Origin of the sequence: Granulicatella sp. 20925_1_28, assembly GCF_041433575.1 — a bacterium.
In the GTDB taxonomy this organism is placed as follows: domain Bacteria; phylum Bacillota; class Bacilli; order Lactobacillales; family Aerococcaceae; genus Granulicatella.
This window is the reverse complement of the sequence record NZ_JAPWBS010000001.1, coordinates 194,946-215,724: the sequence shown is the minus strand read 5'-3', so window position 1 is coordinate 215,724 and position 20,779 is coordinate 194,946. Positions and strand designations below refer to the sequence as shown.

Annotated in this window: 19 protein-coding genes; 16 read left to right on the top strand and 3 right to left on the bottom strand. The window is 36.5% G+C overall.

All coding sequences use genetic code 11. The annotated features are described in order from the left end of the window. Window positions 1-38: 38 nt before the first annotated feature. Window positions 39-704: a hemolysin III family protein gene (locus tag O3793_RS00955; protein ID WP_371444914.1), complete on the bottom strand. Its 666-nt coding sequence runs from the start codon at window positions 702-704 to the stop codon at window positions 39-41. 349 nt (window positions 705-1,053) lie between these two features. Further along, entirely contained in the window at window positions 1,054-2,424 is a 1,371-nt protein-coding gene (locus tag O3793_RS00950; RefSeq protein ID WP_371444912.1) for an MFS transporter, read from the bottom strand. 286 nt (window positions 2,425-2,710) lie between these two features. On the opposite strand from O3793_RS00950, the gene O3793_RS00945 reads away from it, so the two are divergent. The 15 genes from O3793_RS00945 (at window position 2,711) to O3793_RS00875 (ending at window position 17,912) form a co-directional block, all read left to right on the top strand. Then, window positions 2,711-3,025 carry a winged helix-turn-helix transcriptional regulator gene (locus O3793_RS00945; protein ID WP_371444910.1) on the top strand — a complete coding sequence of 105 codons (315 nt, stop codon included), beginning with the start codon at window positions 2,711-2,713 and terminating at the stop codon, window positions 3,023-3,025. Window positions 3,026-3,395: 370 nt separating this feature from the next. Further along, window positions 3,396-4,100, top strand: a complete 705-nt coding sequence (deoD, locus tag O3793_RS00940; RefSeq protein WP_048711192.1) for a purine-nucleoside phosphorylase — start codon at window positions 3,396-3,398, stop codon at window positions 4,098-4,100. Between the two features lie 27 nt (window positions 4,101-4,127). Continuing rightward, a complete protein-coding gene (locus O3793_RS00935) occupies window positions 4,128-5,630 on the top strand; it encodes a S41 family peptidase (RefSeq protein ID WP_371444908.1) in 1,503 nt (500 codons plus the stop codon). Window positions 5,631-5,645: 15 nt separating this feature from the next. Then, on the top strand, window positions 5,646-6,308 hold the full coding sequence (lepB, locus tag O3793_RS00930) for a signal peptidase I (protein ID WP_371444906.1): 663 nt from the start codon (window positions 5,646-5,648) through the stop codon (window positions 6,306-6,308). Window positions 6,309-6,444: 136 nt separating this feature from the next. Next, window positions 6,445-7,146, top strand: a complete 702-nt coding sequence (locus O3793_RS00925; protein WP_048711194.1) for an MgtC/SapB family protein — start codon at window positions 6,445-6,447, stop codon at window positions 7,144-7,146. A 122-nt stretch (window positions 7,147-7,268) separates the two neighbouring features. Continuing rightward, window positions 7,269-7,925, top strand: a complete 657-nt coding sequence (locus O3793_RS00920; protein ID WP_371444903.1) for an NAD(P)H-dependent oxidoreductase — start codon at window positions 7,269-7,271, stop codon at window positions 7,923-7,925. A 174-nt stretch (window positions 7,926-8,099) separates the two neighbouring features. Continuing rightward, complete coding sequence (ylqF, locus tag O3793_RS00915; RefSeq protein ID WP_371444901.1) at window positions 8,100-8,960, top strand: ribosome biogenesis GTPase YlqF; 861 nt, start codon at window positions 8,100-8,102, stop codon at window positions 8,958-8,960. Further along, window positions 8,960-9,727, top strand: coding sequence for a ribonuclease HII (locus tag O3793_RS00910; RefSeq protein ID WP_371444899.1), 768 nt, complete (start codon window positions 8,960-8,962; stop codon window positions 9,725-9,727). Before ylqF ends, O3793_RS00910 begins: the two co-directional genes overlap by 1 nt. A 64-nt stretch (window positions 9,728-9,791) precedes the next feature. Continuing rightward, window positions 9,792-10,658, top strand: a complete 867-nt coding sequence (gene dprA, locus O3793_RS00905) for a DNA-processing protein DprA (RefSeq protein ID WP_371444897.1) — start codon at window positions 9,792-9,794, stop codon at window positions 10,656-10,658. 159 nt (window positions 10,659-10,817) lie between these two features. Then, complete coding sequence (gene topA, locus O3793_RS00900) at window positions 10,818-12,890, top strand: type I DNA topoisomerase (protein WP_371444895.1); 2,073 nt, start codon at window positions 10,818-10,820, stop codon at window positions 12,888-12,890. A gap of 412 nt (window positions 12,891-13,302) precedes the next feature. Continuing rightward, complete coding sequence (xerC, locus tag O3793_RS00895) at window positions 13,303-14,256, top strand: tyrosine recombinase XerC (protein WP_371444893.1); 954 nt, start codon at window positions 13,303-13,305, stop codon at window positions 14,254-14,256. Continuing rightward, window positions 14,253-14,783: an HslVU peptidase proteolytic subunit gene (hslV, locus tag O3793_RS00890; RefSeq protein WP_371444891.1), complete on the top strand. Its 531-nt coding sequence runs from the start codon at window positions 14,253-14,255 to the stop codon at window positions 14,781-14,783. Before xerC ends, hslV begins: the two co-directional genes overlap by 4 nt. 12 nt (window positions 14,784-14,795) lie before the next feature. Beyond that, window positions 14,796-16,202 (top strand): ATP-dependent protease ATPase subunit HslU, encoded by a 1,407-nt coding sequence (gene hslU / locus O3793_RS00885; protein ID WP_371444889.1) that lies wholly within the window; start codon window positions 14,796-14,798, stop codon window positions 16,200-16,202. Window positions 16,203-16,220: 18 nt separating this feature from the next. After that, window positions 16,221-17,024, top strand: coding sequence for a GTP-sensing pleiotropic transcriptional regulator CodY (gene codY, locus O3793_RS00880; protein WP_371444887.1), 804 nt, complete (start codon window positions 16,221-16,223; stop codon window positions 17,022-17,024). Window positions 17,025-17,039: 15 nt separating this feature from the next. Next, window positions 17,040-17,912: an aldose 1-epimerase family protein gene (locus O3793_RS00875; RefSeq protein ID WP_371444885.1), complete on the top strand. Its 873-nt coding sequence runs from the start codon at window positions 17,040-17,042 to the stop codon at window positions 17,910-17,912. A 19-nt stretch (window positions 17,913-17,931) separates the two neighbouring features. Here the strand turns inward: O3793_RS00875 and plsY are convergent, their stop codons facing one another. Next, window positions 17,932-18,552 (bottom strand): glycerol-3-phosphate 1-O-acyltransferase PlsY, encoded by a 621-nt coding sequence (plsY, locus tag O3793_RS00870; RefSeq protein ID WP_371444883.1) that lies wholly within the window; start codon window positions 18,550-18,552, stop codon window positions 17,932-17,934. A gap of 165 nt (window positions 18,553-18,717) precedes the next feature. Here plsY and parE point away from each other — a divergent pair, with 165 nt between their 5' ends. Further along, window positions 18,718-20,778: a DNA topoisomerase IV subunit B gene (gene parE, locus O3793_RS00865; protein ID WP_371444881.1), complete on the top strand. Its 2,061-nt coding sequence runs from the start codon at window positions 18,718-18,720 to the stop codon at window positions 20,776-20,778. Window position 20,779 lies beyond the last annotated feature (1 nt).

The window sequence follows — 20,779 nt, the reverse complement described above, 5'->3', positions numbered from 1 at the left end:
ATCTCTTAGAGTAATCTAAGAGATTTTTTTGCGTTTAATTATAAATATTTGAACACTGCTAGGAACATAAAAACCGCTCCAGCTAGTACGAATAGATGCCAGATGACATGATAGAAATTATGATATTTCCGTTTGTAAAAGATTGTACCAAGAGAGTAGCTCAATCCTCCAAGGAAGAGATAGAGGATGCCGCCCCAGCCCATGCTTTCATATAAAGGCTTCAATGTGAAAATGGATACCCATCCCATTGCTAAATAGAGAAATACTGAAATTTTAGAGAATTTCTCTAAGAAGAATGCTTCAATAATGACGCCCCCAATCGCGAAGGCCCAGATAGCAATACAGAAGGTTAATCCTTGTTGACCTCCGATTCCAATCAAGCAGAACGGAGTATAGGTCCCGGCGATTAATAAGTAAATGGAAGAGTGATCAATCCGTTGAAATACTTTTGCTGCTTTTGTAAATTTAAAACTATGGTAGAGTGTCGATGCTAGAAATAACAAGATAAGCGAAGCGCCATAAACACTAAATGCAATAATTTGAGTGGTGTTATTGACTGCTACTGCCTTCATTAAGAGAAGTACAAGAGCAGTAATCGCTAAGGCGACACCGATGCCGTGAGTGACTGCATTAAGTACTTCACCGATGATTTCGGACTTAATGGATTGTACTTTACGAGCTTTTTTTAGAGTGGTTTCTTTCATGAACTCACGCTCCTTTCGATAACTCTCATTATAGAAGGCAAATCATCTTTTGTCCAACAGACTTTCAAAGACTTTTCTATGAAATAGGAATTCATACCATCTTAAGAAAAATTTAATCAAAATTTGGATAGTCAAGGGACTCTATGAGTAGTAACTAATTTATAACATTAAGTAAATATTATGCATTTTCATAGTTTTGTGAAGGTGAGAGTTGTTTTTTTGTTCTAAAATCTTTGCGGTTATAATTAATCAAATTCTTTATCAAATAAATTATGATGATAGGGATAATTGGACTGGAAAACTAAATAGAACACAATCAATTTAAAAGTTGATTGCGTTCAGTTTAGTTTTATTTTTTTCCATAAAGGTAACGATTAGCTATTAACCAAGTAGCAATATACATTATTACGTTAATCATAAATGCGACAACGATGACTATATTCCAATCATGGGATAAATTAGTAGTTACAATTCCCATGATTGTTGTACCAAAAAGTCCACCAATCTGTTTGTTAGCATTTAAAGTTGCACCAGCAATTCCAGATAATTCTTGACCAGCAGATTCCATAAGAATAGTTGTAGTTGCTGGAGTTAACACTCCGATACCTAGACTCATTAAAGAAAATAAAGGGATTAGGATGTATAGTTGAATTTCATGAAAAAGAACTCCAATTCCAAAAATCCCTGCTGCTCCTACAATGGCAAAAATAATTGAGACAGTAGCGAGGCTTCCTACGGAAATTCGTTTTACAGCACGTGCATAGAATAAATTACCAATAATTAAGACAATCATTCCTGGTAGAATGAGGAGTCCAGAAACCATTGACGAGAGATTTAAATAAGTTTGAAAATAAAGTCCTAATACCAAAACAATACCGTATAATGAAATGTTAACTACTAAACCTAACAGATTAGAGACAATAAAGTTAGCATTTTTTAACAGTTGGTGGGGAACAATAGGTGCTTTACTTTTTTTATCGTGGATTACTAAACCAATAGAAAATAATATAAATAGGAGAAGAAGCAATAAGAGATTTGAGTTACTATAACCGTATTGATTCCCTTCAACAAGGTAAATAACTAGACTTCCGATAGTTGCAACTAGAAATAGATTACTAAAAATGTCAATTTTTGTCTTAGGATTAGCAATATTTTTTTTCACGAGGACTAATATTGAAATCGCCGTCAAAACCCCCAACGGAATATTGATTAGGAAAATACCTCTCCATCCGAAGTAGTTAATAATTATCCCACCAATAAAAGAACCAGTACCGGTTGCGACAGAAATGATTGCTGTCCAAATCCCTAACATACGTGCTCTTTTAGCAGAGTCGGGGTATGAAATAAATAAAAGTGCTAATGAACTTGGCATAAATAAGGATGCGCCAAAACCTTGAATGAATCTAAGAAAAATCAAAGTTTCAATATCTGGTGAAAAAGAGCAACCTAATGAGGCAAGTGTAAAAAGTGTCATTCCAATCAATAAAATTCGTTTTGCACCATATTTTGTTGTTAGATTTCCTGAAAGTAAGAGTAAAGATCCTAAAGCTAGTGTATAAGCGTTAATTATCCAAATGGATTGCCCTAATGATACCCTCATATCTGTTTCAATATGAGGCACTGCAAGAACCACTCCTGTCGTATCAAGAACTGCCATAATATATCCTAGGGACAGTATAAAAAGTAGATAAACTGGCGTTATTGTATTTGTTTTTTTCATCATGCTTCCTCCGTTATTTAGTCAAACAAATCTTCGTTAATTAATCAAAAGTAATATTTTTATCTTTGTAGGGAAATAATTGCTTGAGTATATCAATTAATAAAGTATGTTTCTTAACTACTTCCGAGTATATTTTCAATCCGTTCAAACTTAGTTATAATATACATAGTATTTCCTCCCTTCGAAATATATAATAATAGGTTATAACTTAATTATTTCTGAAACAAGAAGGGAAAAAAAGTATAGTAACTATACAAATAGTAGGAAACGAACGGAGACTAAGAGGATGCAATCTGTTAAGAAATCAATTTGTCCAGCAAGAAGTGTCTTGAATTTACTAAAGGGTAAATATACTCTTGAGATTTTATCAGAAATTATTGATGGTAATATTCATTATGGTACTCTTTTGCGTAGTGTAGAAGGCATTAATCCTAGAATATTAGCTCAACGATTACGCGATTTTGAGCAAGAAGGTATTTTATCAAGAAAAGTTTTACCGACATCACCCCCACAGGTTGAATATAAAATGACAAATAAAGGTATAGCTCTAAGAAGTATCGTTGACGAAATGAAAAAATGGGAGAAAACTTATGGTGATTAAATAGAATTTATATGGTTAATTACTAATATTTTTATTGTTTCTGGATTTATATTTTGTAGTGGGTAAACACTTAAGCAAAAACAAGCAGTTTAAAATAGTCTAAATAATATTGTGAATTTTAGGTATAGATTTGTTAAATCTGCGTATTTTATAGTTAAAAGACGCACCGTTCAGATAATCTTAGTAAAGGTTAAATGAAGTGTTATTTTCAGAAAAATCTGAAAATAGAGTATTAAAGATTTTTTAAATTTATTCAAACAAAAGCTATTGTAACCATTAAGTAAACCTTTTTAAGTTTTCATAGTTGTACTTTTATAGTAGAATAGTAAATATATCAATAACGGGGTTTCCCATAAAAGGAGAATAAAAAATGAGTGTTCATATTAATGCTACAAAAGGCCAAGTTGCTGAATCAGTTTTAATGCCAGGAGATCCATTGCGTGCAAAATTTATTGCTGAACATTATTTAACAGAAGTAGAACAATACAATGCAGTCCGTAACATGTTTGGTTACACTGGTTTGTATAAAGGTCAACGTGTATCTGTTCAAGGTAGTGGAATGGGGATTCCATCTATTATGATTTATGCGAACGAACTGTTCACTGAGTTTGGTGCAGAGCGCATCATCCGTATCGGTTCTGCCGGCGGTATGCAAGAAGATGTTAAAGTTCGTGATATCGTTTTAGCGCAAGGAGCTACAACAGATTCATCAATCTTCAATAACATTTTCCAAAATCAAGTAACTTTTGCTCCAATTGCAAGCTTTAACTTATTAGATAAAGCGTATCACTTAGCAAAAGACCGTGGAGTTGGCGTTCACGTAGGAAATGTATTGTCATCTGACCGTTTCTATAACGCTGAATTAGACAAGAAGAAATTAATGGATTACGGAATGCTTTGCGTAGAAATGGAAGCTGCTGGATTATATGCGTTAGCAGCACAACACAAAAAAGAAGCGTTAGCGATTCTTACAATTAGTGACCACCTATTAACAGGTGAAGAAACAACTGCACAAGAACGTGAACAAACATTTAACGATATGATGGAAATCGCGTTAGAAACTGTTCGTGCATAAATTTTGAAGTAGAAAGAAGGAACCCGAATGGGAAATAATCCAAAACCTCAAGGTGCCGTTCGAAACGACCTTGAGTCAAAAAAAGTTTCCGTTTGGATATTATTTTTAGCGGTATTATTAACAGGAGTATTCACTTATTTTGGAACGAGCTATGCTGCTCGAACTTCTCAAAATCAAGTGGCTCAATCTGAAACAAAGAATGATTCAAACAATGTCACTGGAAAATCAAGTGATACTCTTACAAATGACGATTTGGCAAAATTAGAACTTGTATATGATACACTTGTTTCTGGATACGTTGATAAAAACATTAACAAAGATGATATTATCAACGGAGCCTTAAAAGGAATGGCAGAAGCTACAGGTGATCCATATACGAACTATTTAGTAAACGATGAAACTGCTGCAATCGATGAAACGATGACAGGTTCATTTGGAGGAATTGGTGCGGAATTACGTTCTGAAAACAACCGTGTGATTATTAGCAATACTCGTGAAGGAACACCAGCTCAAAAAATTGGTCTTCAAGAAAATGACGCTATTCTAAAAGTGGATGGAGAAGACATGGAAGGTAAGAGCATCTCTTATGTTGTTTCTAAAGTCCGTGGGGAAGTGGGAACAGATGTCACACTGACAATCCAACGTGGAACACAAGAATTAGAAGTGAAGATTACACGTGCTAAAATTGCCATTGAAACGGTTAAAGGTACTGTAGATGCAACAGACGCAACAATTGGCCATGTTCAAATTAATTCATTTGCAAAAAACACCGCCAAAGAAGTTGAAAAAGCCGTGACAGATTTACGTGAAAAAGGTGTTAAGAAATTTATCTTTGACGTTCGTTATAATCCTGGTGGTCTATTAGATCAAGCGATTATGATTGCCAATATGTTTGTTGAAGAAGGAAAAACAATCCTAAATGTTGAAAATCGTGATGGGCAAATTAAGACTTATAAAGCTTCTAAAGACTATGGAACATTCAAGATTACTGAACCATATGTATTACTTGTAAACGAAGGTAGTGCTTCTGCATCTGAAATTTTAGCAGCAGCTTTAAAAGAGTCTGCTGATGCTCAATTAATCGGTAAGAAGACTTATGGTAAAGGTACCGTTCAGTCTGTAATTGAAGTTGGTGAAAATGCTGAATTGAAATACACAATTGCAAAATGGTTAACACCTAACAAAACATGGATTCATAAAACAGGTATTGAACCAACAGAAGAAGTCTCAATGCCAGATTATTACAACATCACGATTATCGACACGCGTGAAGTTGTAAAAGAAGGCGCTGTGTCTGACAATGTGAAAACAATTGAAACAATCCTTAAAGGTTTAGGATACGATGTTACTGCAGATGGATACTTTGATAGTAAAACTACTGAAGCTGTAAAAGAATTCCAAAAATCAAAAGGATTATCTGAAACTGGCGAAGTAGATGAAAAAACTGGTACAGCATTAATGAGTGCGATTCGGGATGCATTGAAAGCAAACGATACTCAATACAAAGCTGCTGTAAAAGCTTTACAATAACAAAGGAGGATGGGAATGTACGAAGATAACCAAGTGGAAAATTCGGCCCTAGCTTCTATCGAAGAGAGATTAAACTCTCGTAAGAATAAAGGGAATGAACCTAAGAAAAAACATCCGATTCTAGAAGAAATTCTAGAAGAAATTCTTAGTTGGATTTGGTCTATTGCTGTTGCAAGTATCATTATGGCGATTCTCTACTTCTTTGTAGGTCGTCCATTTACAGTTAGTGGACAATCGATGTATCCAACCCTTCATAATGGAGATCATATGATTATGTCAAAAATTGGCGGTATTAACCGTTTTGATGTGGTTGTATTGAAAGCTCCAGACGAAGATAAAGAATATATCAAACGCGTCATCGGAATGCCTGGTGATACGGTTGAAGCGAAAAATGGAGTTCTGTATATTAACGGAAAAGAAGTGGAGCAACCATTTATTAACACAAATAACGACAAGAAGACAGTCTTCATCGATGATTTTACATTGAAAGAGTTGACTGGAGAGGACAAGGTTCCTGAAGGTAAATACTTTGTCATGGGAGACAATCGAGGCGTTTCGAAAGATAGTCGAATGATTGGATTTATTGATAAGTCCGCCATTGAAGGAAAAGCCGTATTTACAGTATGGCCGCTTAACCGTATTGGTGGATTGAAAGACTATTCGAATTTATATCAATAGAGAGTAAAGAGGCAGATTTCTGTCTCTTTTTCTTTTGCTTGTAGAATAACTATGATTAGAAAACGATTTCATTATTGTTGACTTTCTATCGAAATATGCGTAAAATAGAAAGGTACATTTTTAAAGGAGGAAGAGTATGGATCAAATTTTTGTGCGTTCATTTGACGCAATGTTAGAGTTAAGACATTTTACGTCAATTATCCTCGCATGTATTTGCGGACTGTTAATTGGATACGAACGAAAAGCCAGAAATAAACAAGCCGGTGTTAAAACCCACGTTATTGTTTGTTTAACTTCCGCATTGATGATGATTATTTCCAAAGAAGCGTTTCTTGATACTCATGACTTTGATTCAACACGTGTCGCAGCACAAATCGTTAGTGGTATTTCCTTCATCGGTGGGGGAATTATCTTCATGCGTGACAAGAAAATTAGTGGACTAACAACAGCAGCTGGTATTTGGGCGACCTCCGGTATCGGTATGGCGATTGGTGGAGGATTATGGTTCTTTGGTCTCGTATGTAGCGTGTTCGTTATGTTGATCCAATGGCTAACACATGATTTTACAAAACAACATCAAATCTACCAAGCAAGCATCAATGGGACGGTAGGTGATATCTCGCTCGTTCATGATATTTATCAATACTGTGATTTAAAACAATATCAAATTGCGAATGTTGATGTAAAAGATATCGGTGGTAAATATGAAATTAACATTCAGATTGAAAATGATAAACAAATTTCGATTGATGATATTGAAGCAACCATCAGGGAGCGACATATTGACTTCAAGATTAAGAAAGTGAAGTTCAAGTCGTCAGAAAACAATCCTCAATAGTAAAGATGAGACTGAAGCAATTCAGTCTCTTTTAATTTAACTAGGTGGATTGCTATTCTATTTCTAAATTGTTAAACTAATGATATATATTGTGTGTAAATTTTACACTTAAGGAGACTTGTATGGTGAATAGAGAAGAAGTCGTTGCATTACAACACCAACGTTATGCTACTAAAAAATTTGATCCAACTCGTCGCATTTCTGATGAAGATTGGGCAGCACTTGTGGAAGTAGGTAGATTAGCTCCTTCTTCGCTTGGTTTTGAACCTTGGAAAATGCTTTTATTAAATAACAAAGAAATGAAGCAAGATTTAAAATCAATGGCTTGGGGCGCTGTTTCAATGCTTGATGGTGCTAGTCATTTTGTGATTTATCTAGCTCGTAAAGGCGTGAACTATGAAACTCCTTATATCGAAAAATTAATGCAAGAAGTAAGACATAGAAGTTATGATCCCGATTCTGCTTATGCGCATCGTATTAAGAGTTTCCAAGAAAGTGATGCAAAGCTGAACGATGAACGTTCACTCTTTGACTGGGCAAGTAAACAAACGTATATCCAAATGACAAATATGATGAATGCGGCAGTTCTAATGGGGATGGATTCATGTCCAATCGAAGGATTCGATAAAGATAAAGTAGAAGCTTATTTAGAAGAAAAAGGCGTTTTGGATACATCAGAATTTGGAGTATCTGTTATGTGTGCTTTTGGTTATAGAGACGAAGAGATTAAACCAAAAGTTCGTTGGAATACAGAAAGTATTTACGAAGTAATCGACTAAAATTTTTGCATATAAATGAAATCTCAGTGCAATGACAAGGAATCGTTGTTGTACTGAGATTTTTCGTTATAGGGATGAGGAAGAGAACGGAAAAAAGAATGAAAACATGGTATAATGTTTGATGGTTCTATATGAATGATTTATTAAAGATTAAATAGAAAGGATTCGAAACGTATGGCAACAATCCAATGGTTCCCTGGGCATATGGCAAAGGCGCGCCGGGAAGCAACAGAAAAATTAAAACTAGTCGATGTTGTGATTGAAATGGTAGATGCTCGTATTCCAGAATCAAGTCGCAATCCTATTATCGAAGAAATTAAAGGACAAAAGAAACAGTTAATTTTATTAAACAAAGTAGATTTGGCAGATCCATCTCAAACAAAACGTTGGAATGATTATTTTACTAGCCAAGGAATTAAAGTTCTTACAACAGAAGCAAAAGACGGAAAAGGGATTAAGCAAGTAAAGGCCGCTATTAAGGAATTAATGGCACCAGTCTTTGAAAAGAATCTAGAAAAAGGAATCCGTCCAAGACCGATTCGCTTAATGGTTCTTGGAATTCCAAACGTCGGCAAATCAACCTTTATCAATCGTATGATTAATAAAAACCAAGCGGAAACTGCAAACCGTCCAGGGGTTACAAAGGGACAACGTTGGTTGAAAATAGGAAATGATTTTGAGTTATTAGATACACCAGGAATTCTATGGCCGAAGTTTGAAAGTGAAGAAGTTGGAAATAAACTAGCGTTAACTGGAGCTATTAAAGACGCGCTCCTTCATATGGATGATATCGCATTATTTGCTCTTAGTCAGTTTAAATTGGATTATCCAGAGTATTTAAAGAAAGCTTATCGATTAACGGATGGTGATTTAGAACTCTCAAATGTAGATTTATTAATGTTAATTACAAAGAACTTAGGCTTTAAAGAAGATTATGAAAAGGCAAGTGAACGAATCGTGTTTGATATTCGTTCAGGTAAACTTGGTCGTTATACATTAGACCAAGCGCCTGTATCGTTAACGGGGGAAGCATAATGGAAAAACGTTCCATCAAAGAAATTAAATTGATTCTTGAAGAAATTCAAACGTTGTCGGATGAGCGTTTAACAGAACTTCGAAGTGACGAGCGTAAAGGAGTTCAAGATTTAATTGCCAAATTTGAACGTCAGTACGCTAAAAAAGCTGAACGTGCTGCTCACTTTGAAGAAATGCAACGCTTTGAACGTGCAGCTAAACAAAAAGGCTACAAAATGATTGCAGGAATTGATGAAGTGGGTCGCGGTCCACTTGCTGGTCCAGTGGTAGCTGCTGCCGTCATTCTTCCTGAAGGAATGGAAGATATCGGTCTGGATGATTCAAAGAAATTAAGTGCCAAGAAGCGTGCTGAGATTTTTGAAATTATAAAGGAACAAGCTATCGCAATCGGTATCGGTATTGTAGATGCATTTACGATTGATAAGATTAATATTTATGAGGCTAGTAAGGTAGCGATGAAGAGAGCGATTGAATTATTGCCAGAACAACCTGACTATTTATTGATCGATGCAATGAAACTTGAAACAGGAATTCCAGAAGAAGGAATCATTAAAGGAGATGCGAAGAGCATTTCAATCGCTGCAGCAAGTATTGTTGCTAAAGAGGTCAGAGATCAAATGATGAAGGATTACGAACAGTTGTATCCTGGTTACGGCTTTGCGCAAAATGCTGGTTATGGTACGAAAGCTCATCTTGAAGGCCTTGAAAAATTAGGTCCAACACCGATTCACCGCATGACTTTTGCACCAGTCAAAGATTATCAATAAAAACCAAAACAGAACTCTTTCTCGTAAATAGTATTGAAAGACTATTTCGAGAGGGAGTTTTTTTATGATTTGGACAAAACGTAGATTACTGATAGCTGTTGCAATGAGTGATACTCTAACCAGTAAGCAATTCTATGAATTATTTATTCGGCTGGAAGAAGATATGGCTCTAAACGAATCCTTTGTTTTAGGGGATTTAAAGTATTCATTACCTGAAGAAACAAACAAGTGGATAGAGTCAATGGATTGGGATTTGGAGATTAAAAGATTACAAGAACAAAAAATTAAGGTGTTAACCATTTTGGATGGCGCTTATCCTCAAAGGTTGAAGGAAATATACTTGCCTCCTATTGTATTATTTTATAGAGGGAACTTGTCGCTCATAAATCAGAGAGCTGTTGCTATTGTAGGCTCAAGAGACCATTCTAAATATGCAAAAGATTGTATTCATGAATTAATCCCAACCATCGTTAATGATGGCATTGTAGTTGTCAGTGGATTAGCGCGTGGTGTCGATACATTGGCGCATGAAGAAACACTTAGAACTAGCGGAAACACCATTGCGGTTATTGGTAGTGGCTTAGATGTTGTGTATCCACCGGAAAACGCAAATCTTTATGACATGATTGCGAAAAGAGGATTACTCCTTTCTGAATATCCACTAGAGAGTCGACCTTTAAAATTTCACTTTCCATATCGCAATCGCATCATCGCTGGACTCAGTCATGGAGTATGTGTCATTGAAGCAAAAGAGAAAAGTGGAAGTCTCATTACTGCAAACTTAGCTTTAAGTGAAAATAGAGAAGTTTTTGCAGTCCCAGGAAGTATTTTTTCTACCCATTCAAAGGGGACAAATAGCCTCATTGAAGCAGGAGCTTGTCTTGTTTCGAGTGGTGAAACGATCTCTAAAAATCTTAAGTATTTCCCTTAAAAATGAAATTGAACAGTTTAGGAGATTGTTTTGTTGCCTTGACAAAAAGAATGTGTTTAGATATGATGACAAAAGATAATTTAAGCAATCTCACTATTCTCGGGCTTTCCAAGCTTGAGAAAACTGATAGATAGAGTGGATTAGGGAAGGAGCCATTTAATGGTGAAGCAAAATCTAGTAATTGTAGAGTCTCCTACAAAAGCTAAAACCATTGAACGCTATTTAGGGAAAAACTTTAAAGTAGTTGCTAGTAAAGGGCACTTACGTGATTTGCCTAAAAGCAAAATGGGCGTAGATATTGAACATAATTATGAACCTCATTACATTTCAATTCGTGGGAAAGGTGATTTAATCAAATCACTTAAAAAAGAAGCAGCAAAAGCAGATGCTGTTTATCTCGCGAGTGACCCGGATAGAGAAGGGGAAGCTATTTCTTGGCATTTAGCTCATTTATTAGGACTTGATTTAAACGCACCTATTCGTGTGGAATTTAATGAGATTACAAAAGATGCAATTAAAGAAGCATTCAAGAATCCTAGAAAGATTGATATGGATTTAGTGGACGCGCAACAAGCACGTCGTATTTTAGACCGTCTTGTGGGTTATACTTTATCTCCTATTTTATGGAAGAAAGTGAAAAAAGGTCTCAGTGCAGGGCGTGTTCAAAGTATCGCTGTGAAATTAATTATTGACCGCGAGAACGAAATTAAAGCATTCGTCCCAGAAGAATACTGGACACTTGAAGGACAATTCAAGAAAGAGAAGAAAGCTTTCACAGCAAATTACTATGGTACAACATCTGAGAAAGCCGCTTTAGAAAAAGAAGCAACTGTAAAATCAGTAATGGCAGAACTTTCTGATAAGAAACCATTCAAGGTTACTAAAGTGACGAAGAAAGAACGTCGTCGTAATCCTGCAGCACCATTTACAACAAGTAGTTTGCAACAAGATGCGTCAAACCGATTAAACTTCAGAACACGTAAAACGATGATGGTAGCCCAACAACTTTATGAAGGGGTATCACTTGGGCGTAGTGGATCTGTCGGGTTGATTACGTATATGCGTACAGACTCAACTCGTATCTCAGCATCTGCTCAAAATGAGGCTTCTGAGTTCATCGAAAAAGAGTTTGGTAAAGAATACTGTCTAGCGACTAAACGCGCTGTAAAGAATGCTGAGGGAGCTCAGGATGCGCACGAAGCAATCCGTCCATCTTCAGTTCTTCGTACACCAGATTCAATCGCAAGTTATTTAACGAAAGATCAATTAAAATTATACACGTTGATTTGGTCTCGATTTGTTGCTAGTCAAATGACTGCAGCAGTTTATGACACTGTACAAGTGGACTTAGAACAGAACAATCATGTGTTTAAGGCGAACGGATCAACAATCAAGTTTGCTGGATACCAAAAAGTTTATCAAGATAATGCAGAAGCGAAAAAAGGAAATGTACTTCCTGAAATGCAAGTTGGAGATGAAGTTCAATTAGCTAAACTAAATCCTGAACAACATTTCACGCAACCACCTGCACGTTATTCTGAAGCGACTTTAATTAAAACATTAGAAGAAATCGGTGTTGGTCGTCCGTCAACATACGCGCCAACAATCGAAACAATCCAAAAGCGTTATTACGTAAAATTGGTTTCTAAACGTTTTGAACCAACAGAACTGGGATATGTTGTTCACCAAATGATTGAACAATACTTCCCGAATATTGTTGATACTCATTTCACTGCTTCAATGGAAGATAATCTTGACCTAGTTGAAGAAGGAAAAGAAGAGTGGGTACAAGTTATCGATAAGTTCTACCAACCATTTAAAGTAGAAGTGGATAAAGCGGAAGTCGAAATCGAGAAAGTTCAAATTAAAGACGAACCAGCTGGATTTAACTGCGAAAAATGCGGACATCCAATGGTTATCAAATTAGGTCGTTTCGGTAAATTCTACGCTTGTAGTAATTTCCCAGAATGTCACCATACTCAAGCCATCGTGAAAGATATTGGTATTACTTGTCCGACATGTGGAAAAGGGAAAGTGATTGAGCGTAAATCGAAGAAGAATCGCTTGTTCTACGGTTGTGATCGTTATCCTGAATGCGAATTTGTATCATGGGATAAACCAATCGGACGTAATTGTCCAAAATGTGACCACTACTTAGTAGAGAAAAAAGGTCGCGGTGGAAAACAAATTGCATGTAGTAACTGTGATTATAAAGAAGCTGTTCAAAAATAAAGACAAAGAGCACTTGGAGAAATCTAGGTGCTCTTTTTGTATGCTGAAATATTACTCAGGCGCAGTGGTTTATTGACGTTCTTTTCATCACTCATGATTCAAGAACGTCTAATAAACTTTGCGGGCGAAAGACTACGAAGTAGAATATTCTTGCACAGCAAAAATATTCTTTACTTCTGTCTTTCTGCCATCCTGTGGAGTTGAACTCGGAAAAGCAGAAACGACGTCCACTTCGACAAACATCCACACGACTCGTTCCGAGTCCTTTGCGGTGTTTGTCTCCAGTGATTCGTTTCAAAACGCTTTTCCTCATATCCTAAATGTTAAATTTACTTTAATTGTCGTAATAATTTTGACAATTCGGTTGTAAGAAAGTGCTTTCTGTGCTAAAGTTAACAAGGGGAGGAAGACGATGAAGAACGAAATGCAAGAGTTTTTAACGTATTTAAAAGTTGAACGACGCTATTCGCCAGAGACGATTCATGCGTATGACCGTGATATTCACCATTTCTTTGATTATTTAACAGAAGTTCCGATTCATTCTTGGAATGATGTAACTGTTGTAGATGTTAGGATTTATCTTGGGGTATTACACCGTGAGAACTATAACCGTTCAAGTATTTCTCGTTTTCTCTCGAGTTTACGATCATTTTATCATTTTCTTGTCGAACGAGGCGTTGTAGAAACGAATCCGTTTGCGTCTGTCAGTTACAAAAAAGGTAAAATGCGTTTACCGGAATTTTTCTATGAAGATGAGATTGAAAAATTTATTGATTCTATTGATGGAAATCAGTCTTTAGACCAACGTAATAAAGCTTTAGTCGAAGTATTATATGCTACAGGTATGCGTGTCAGTGAGTTAACGAATTTAACTCTTGCGCAATTAGACCTTGAAAATAGTATTATCCTGGTGATTGGTAAAGGTTCCAAAGAACGTTACGTTCCAATTGGGGACTTTGCTAGAACTGCCTTAGAGACCTTTCTTGAAGAAGGGCGTAAAGATTTGATGGCTAAAGAGCGTAAAGAACATTCCTTTGTTTTTGTAAATCATTTAGGAGACCCACTTACAACGAATGGAGTTCGTTATATTTTAGAAAAACTGATTCAAGAAAGTGGACTGACCCTTAAGATTCATCCGCATATGCTTAGACATACGTTTGCGACGCATCTGTTAAATAATGGTGCAGATATGCGAACAGTGCAAGAACTCTTAGGACACGTAAGTCTCAGTTCAACTCAAATCTATACGCATGTGACGAAGGAAGCCCTTCAACAAAATTACCATTTATATTTTCCAAGGTCTAAAGCTGGGAAGAGTGAATTTGATGCAAGTGCCTTTAATAAGAACAATGGAGGAAAATCATGACTACAATTTGTGCAGTAAAAAAAGATAACCAAGTTGCGATGGCTGGTGACGGCCAAGTAACAATGGGTGAAAAAGTGATTATGAAAGGAACCGCTCGTAAAATCCGTCGTATTTTCGACAATCAAGTACTTGTTGGATTTGCGGGTGGCGTTGCTGATGCTATCACTTTAGAGGAAATGTTTGAAGATAAACTCAAACAATTTAAAGGGAACTTACAACGTGCTGCTATTGAAATGGCGAAGCAATGGAGAAGTGACCGTGGTTTACAAAAATTAGAAGCGATGTTAATCGTAATGAATAAGGAACAAGTGCTCCTTGTTTCAGGGACGGGTGAAGTCATTGAACCAGACGATGGAATTCTAACAATTGGCTCTGGTGGTAACTTCGCTTTAGCTGCTGCTAGAGGCCTCCTAAGATTTGGAGATGCAAGTTTAACAGCGGAAGATATCGCTCGTGAAAGTTTAAAAATCGCTTCAGAAATTGATATTTTTACAAACGATAATATCATCACTGAAACGTTAGCGTAAGGAAGAGGTTGTATGCAAGCAAATATTAGTAAAACACCAAGAGAAGTGGTGTCCGAATTAGATCAATTTATCGTTGGGCAACACGATGCTAAACGTGCTTTAGCGGTGGCTCTTCGAAATCGTTACCGTCGTTTATTATTAGACGAAGAAATGAAAAAAGAAGTCACTCCAAAGAATTTATTGATGATTGGGCCTACTGGGGTGGGTAAAACCGAATTAGCTCGTCGTCTTGCTAAATTAGTCGATGCACCATTTGCAAAAGTGGAAGCCACTAAATTTACGGAAGTCGGTTATGTTGGACGTGACGTAGAATCGATGGTTCGTGACTTAGTCGAAAACGCGATTCAAATCGTTACAAAATTAAAACAAGAAGAAGTGAAACCACAAGCTTTTGATAAGGCCGTTAAGAAACTAGCGAAGATTCTTAAACCTGGGATTATGAAAAAGGTTTCGAATCCGCAACAAGATTCACTCCTTAGTATGTTCCAACAAATGGGAATCCAAAATCCTGGTATTGAACCTGAGATGAAAGAAGAAGTCACAGAAGAGATTGCCCAAAAACGACGTGATATTGAGCAACAATTAAGAAATGGCCTTCTCGATTCTAAAGAAGTAACCATTGAATTAACAGAGAAACCAATGCGTATGGCGGGCTCTGGCAATCAAATGGAACAAATGATGCAAATTCAATCAGTTCTTGACCAAATGACTCCTAAGAAGAAAATTAGCCGTACTGTTACGGTGAAAGAAGCTTTAGAACTATTAACGGAAGAAGAAGCGAACAACTTAATCAATCAAGAAGATATGCATGCAGAGGCTCTAAAATTAGCTGAAACGTCAGGGATTATCTTCATCGATGAGATTGATAAGATTGCTGCTAAGGGACATAACGGCGGTGAGGTTTCTCGCGAAGGGGTTCAACGTGACATCTTACCAATTGTTGAAGGAAGCCAAGTGAATACGAAGTACGGTGTGATTAACACAGATCATATCTTATTTATCGCATCTGGTGCCTTCCACGTTGCTAAACCAAGTGATTTGATGCCGGAATTGCAAGGACGTTTCCCAATCCGTGTTGAATTACAAGATTTATCAAAAGAAGACTTCGAACGTATCTTAACAGAACCTAAAAATGCTTTATTAAAACAATACAAAGCATTGCTAGCAACTGAAAATGTTGAAGTCATCTTTACAAAAGAAGCGGTATCTAAACTAGCTGAAATTGCTTTTGAAGTGAACAGCACAATGGAAAATATCGGTGCTCGTCGTCTTCATACGATTTTAGAAACAGTACTTGAAGAATTGTTATTTGAAGCGCCATCTATGCAAATGGGAAGCATTCAAATTACAGAACAATATGTTGAAAGTAAACTAAATGCGATTCGTGAGGATCAAGATTTAACGAAATACATTTTATAAAAAAAGGAGAATACACTTGTGCGTACAATATTAGCTGATTTACGAAAAATAAACGAGATTGTGCAATACGACAACGTGTGGAGAGACTCAGAAACTGCGGACTTACCATTTAATAAGTTAACGGAAATCTTAGGAGCTTTGCTAAAGGTCGATTTATATATTGCTTCAATCGACGGGAGAATGTTAGGAATTCATGATGAGTTCCAAGTGAACAACGATCGTATGAAAGAATATAAGGATAATCGTCAATTTCCGGACTTTTATATGAAAGAATTGACGACCTTAAAGTTCACAAAGGAAAATATTCCAGTAACAGATAACTTGACAATTTTCCCTGTTGAACTGCATGATAACTTCCAAGAAGCGATGACTACCGTAATTCCTATTTTTGCTTCAGGAAAACAACTCGGGTTCGTTGTGATGGGGAAAGAAGGACAACCTTTCTCTACAGATGATTTAATCTTGGCGGAGCATGCAGCTACAGTAATCGGAACAGAAATGCTTCATTGGTATACTCGCAAGATTGAGCAAGAAAAACGTGAGCAACAAAATGTACATCTCGCGCTTAACTCATTGTCTTATAGTGAATTAGAAGCCATTAAAGTAATTTTAGGTCTATTCGATGGAATGGATTTGCGTTTCACTGCTCTAAAAATTGCTCAAGAATACCATATCACTCGTACAGTCATCGTGAATGCAATCCGTAAGCTTGAATCAGCTGGTATTATCGAAAGCAGAAGTTTAGGTACGAAAGGGACTTACATAAAAATTAAGAATGAAAATATTAAGTCTTCACTATTGTCAGAATTAAAACACGCGTAAATCGGGGCGATGATTATGGAAAAAATCTTTATTGAAAATGAGCACTTAAAAGTTGGAATTAAGCTGTTTGGAGCAGAACTCACTTCAGTTTTTTCAAAAGAAACTAATACAGAATATATGTATCAACCAGATGGAATCCATTGGAATAAGCAATCCCCAATTCTTTTCCCAAATATTGGAGCTATTAGAGAAAATTCATTTGTATATGAAGGAAAGAGATACCCTGCTAGAAAGCATGGATTTGCACGGGATTATGCCTTCCGACTAGAAGAGCAAGGCGAGAGTTTCGTTACGTTCTTACTAACAAATGAAATGATAGAGGAAGAATATCCGTTTAACTTTGAACTGAGACTTCAATATACTTTAGAATCTAATGAATTAAAGATGACTTATAGCGTATTAACTACTAGTCCAGAGTTGTATTTTGCAATTGGTGGGCATCCTGCATTCGCAGTACCTCTTGAGGAAGGTCTTACTTTTGAAGATTATCATATTCAATTAGAGAGTGAAGCTCCTGTTTCGAAATTGGAGCTTGAAATCCCTTATCTAGCATCTTTAGAGGGAGTTCCCTTTACCAAAGGAGACTTTGCATTGCATCATGATTTATTTACAAATGATGTATTGTTATTTAAATCAAAAGACCCTAAGTTTAAAGGAAAATTGTATTCTCCTAAAGGAAAGAGAAGTGTAACGGTTCATCTAAATGGAATCGAAGCCGTTGGTGTTTGGACAATGCCAGATGACTCACCATTTATCTGTTTTGAACCATGGGATGGTTATCCAGACTTAGCAAGTGAGACTACCTTAAATCTGGAAGAAAAGAAAAATATTCTCCGAATCACTAAAAATACACCATATCAATCATGTGCGACATTTGTATTCGAATAAAAAGAAAAGACACTAAGATTTACTTAGTGTCTTTATTTTTCTTATCCCAAGGCATTGGGACTTTATTTTCAGTTCCATTAAGAATTCGTTGAATATTGGCTCTGTGACGATAAATGATGAAAATATCAATAGCAAGTGCAAATGCTGTTAGTACCCAATCATTAAAGAGTAATGATAAGAGAACACCTAAAGAAATGGTCACCATTGCAGTCAAACTAACCATACGCGTGATTGCTAATAGTATCAAGAAAATAATTAATCCGTAGAGTAATAATAATGGTTGATAGGCTAAAATCATTCCAGCAAAAGTCGCTACGGCTTTACCACCTTTGAATGAAGCAAAGAGTGGGAAAGTGTGACCAATCACTGCAAAAGATGCAATCCAAAGCGGTGAAATACTTGGTTGTTTGAAGATAGTCATTGCAAGAATTGTTGCTAGAGACCCTTTGAATACGTCACAAAATAACACAACAGAACCTGCTTTTGCGCCTAGAACACGGAACGCGTTTGTAGATCCTAAATTCCCGCTACCAAATTCACGGATATCTTTTTGAAAGAATGTTTGTCCAATCCATAATCCAGATGGAATAGACCCGAGTAGGTACGCTACAGCAGCACCTATAATAAAAGTAAATGACATAAACTCATTTCTCCTTAAAACAGTCTAGTGACAGTTTAACATAAAAGGTGCTGTCTATACAACGGATGAGAAAGGTTAATTTAGCGCCATTTCTAAGGAGAAATCTTGCGAAAATCGCGAAAAACAAGTATTATAGATAAGATGACAAAAAAAGGAGCGTATTAAATGAGCAAAGTAACGAATCAATATAATGATGATGCGATTCAGGTTTTAGAAGGTCTTGAAGCTGTTCGTAAACGTCCAGGGATGTATATTGGATCAACAGATCACCGCGGGCTTCATCATTTAGCTTACGAGATTGTGGATAACGCAGTCGATGAAGCTTTATCAGGTTATGCAACAAAAATTGAAGTTACAATTCATAAAGACCAATCGCTTACTGTAAAAGATAATGGTCGTGGGATGCCTACTGGGAAACACGCTTCTGGAATTCCAACGATTCAAGTTATTTTTACTGTACTGCATGCAGGTGGTAAATTTGGCCAAGGTGGCTATAAAACATCAGGTGGTCTCCACGGTGTTGGGGCGTCTGTTGTTAACGCGTTATCAGATTGGTTAACAGTAGAAGTGTTACGTGACGGTACTTTATACAAACAGTCGTTCAAAAACGGTGGAGAACCTGTAGGAACGGTTAAGAAAGAGAAAACAAGCCGACGCGGTTCTGGAACTTCAGTAACTTTCTTACCAAGTGATAAGACTTTCTCTACGACGAACTGGTCGTATGAAACATTAGCAGAACGTTTAAGAGAATCTGCATTCTTATTAAAAGGTCTTACAATTGTATTGACTGATGAACGTACAGGTGAATCTGAAACTTTCCATTATGAAGAAGGAATTCGTGATTTCATCCAATATTTAAATGAAGAAAAAGATACATTATCTCCTGTAGTTGATTTTGATAGCACAGTGGATAGTGTTGAAACTGAATTCGCGTTCCAATATAACGATGGCTATTCAGAAACGATTTTATCTTTTGTTAACAATGTTCGTACAAAAGACGGTGGTACTCATGAAGTGGGAATGAAGAGTGCCTTAACGAAAGCATTTAACGAATACGCACGTAAAGTTGGACTATTAAAAGATAAAGATAAAAACCTTGAAGGTAGCGATGTCCGTGAAGGGTTAACAGCGATTATTTCGCTTCGTATTCCTGAAGAAATCCTACAATTCGAAGGACAAACAAAAGATAAATTAGGAACACCTGCTGCACGTGGGATTGTGGATAATACGATTTCTGAGCAATTAGGATTCTTCTTAACGGAGAATGGTGAAATTGCACAGGAATTAATTCGTAAAGCCATTAAAGCACGTGAAGCGCGTGAGGCGAGTCGTAAGGCCCGTGAAGAAAGCCGTAATGGTAAGAAGGGCAAGAAGAAAGAAACTCTTCTTTCTGGTAAATTAACGCCTGCGCAAAGCAAGAACCCTAAGAAGAATGAACTATACTTAGTAGAGGGAGATTCTGCCGGTGGTTCTGCAAAACAAGGTCGTGACCGTAAATTCCAAGCGATTCTTCCGTTGCGTGGTAAAGTAATCAATACTGAAAAAGCATCAATTTCAGATATTCTGAAGAATGAAGAAATCAATACAATTATTTATACGATTGGTGCCGGTGTTGGTAGTGACTTTAAGATTGAAGATTGTAACTATGACAAGATTGTCATTATGACCGATGCGGATACCGATGGTGCCCACATTCAAGTTTTACTATTAACATTCTTCTACCGCTATATGAAACCATTGATTGAAGCAGGAAAAGTATATCTTGCATTACCACCTTTATATAAGATTTCTAAAGGGACAGGTAAGAAACAAGTCGTTGAGTATGCTTGGACAGAAAAAGAACTTGAAGAGAAGACTAAATTAGTCGGAAAAGGCTACTTATTACAACGTTATAAAGGTCTTGGGGAAATGAACGCTGACCAATTATGGGATACGACCATGAATCCAGATACAAGAACGTTAATTCGTGTTGTGATCGACGATAAAGCACAAGCAGAACGTCGTGTCAGCACATTGATGGGGAATAAAGTTGAACCTCGTCGTAAGTGGATTGAACGTCACGTTGAGTTTGGTCTAGAAGAAGATAAGAGCATTTTAGAATCAGACGTAAATGCTATTAGCACAACAGCTAGTCCGAAAAAAGAAGAAAAGAAACCATCAGTTAAGAAAAAAGAATCAACAATTGATCATGTAGAACAATTGTCGTTACTAGGAGAGGAGGAATAGT